A 930-nucleotide genomic window follows, 5' to 3' on the forward strand; every position below is an offset into this window, starting at 1 on the left:
GATCATGCACCGCTCCTATGAGGGCGAGGCCGACCCGAAGAAGGCGCTGGCGATCACCACCGGCCCCTGCGAGCTGGTGAGCTGGGATGCCGAGACCGGCGCGGAAGTAAAGCGCAAGGACAAACCCTGGTGGAAGGGCGAGTTCCATCTCGACGGCATCAAATGGGTCGATTACGGCTCCGACCCCAACGCCATGCTGTCGGCCTTCGAATCCGGCGAGATCGACACCGACCACGAAACCGCATCGGACGCCGTCTCGCAAACCGACAAGATGGGCCTGCAGAATTCCGAGATCGCCACCGGCTCGACCATCGTCGCGCGCTTCAATGTCTCCAACGCGCCCTATGACGACGTCAAGCTGCGCCGCGCCGCCCAGCTTGCCGTGGACAATGCGGCCGTGCTGAAGCTCGGCCTCGACGGGCGCGGCAAGCCCGCCGACAACCACCATGTCGGCCCCATGCATCCGGAATTCGCCGATATCGGCCCGGCCAAACGCGACGTCGACCAGGCGAAGAAGCTGATGTCGGAATGGGGCAAGGCCGACCACGAATATGAGCTGATCTCGGTCGACATCGAATGGCAAAAGAGCACCGCGGATGCGATCGCGGCGCAAATCCGCGAGGCGGGCTTCAAGATCAAGCGCACAGTGCTGCCGGCCGCGACCTTCTGGAACGACTGGAGCAAGTTCCCCTATTCCTGCACCGAATGGCTCGGCCGCCCGCTCGGCGTCCAGGTGCTAGCCTTGGCCTATAAATCGGGCGCGGCCTGGAACGAAAGCGCTTATTCGAACAAGGAGTTCGACGAGCTTCTCGACAAGGCGCTTGCGACGCCGGACGCCACGGCACGCAAAGAGATCATGGCCAAGATCGAGACCAATTTGCGCGACAGCGGCATCATCATCCAGCCCTACTGGCGCTCGGTCTACCGCAC

1 protein-coding gene is annotated in these 930 nt (G+C 63.2%); it reads left to right on the forward strand.

Features of this window, described 5'->3' with window-relative positions:
• Window positions 1-930: ABC transporter substrate-binding protein (locus tag EOA24_RS39500; protein WP_245501993.1), on the forward strand; the 930-nt coding region annotated here is incomplete at both ends.

Origin of the sequence: Mesorhizobium sp. M2A.F.Ca.ET.039.01.1.1 (assembly GCF_003998035.1) — a bacterium.
Lineage (GTDB): Bacteria > Pseudomonadota > Alphaproteobacteria > Rhizobiales > Rhizobiaceae > Mesorhizobium.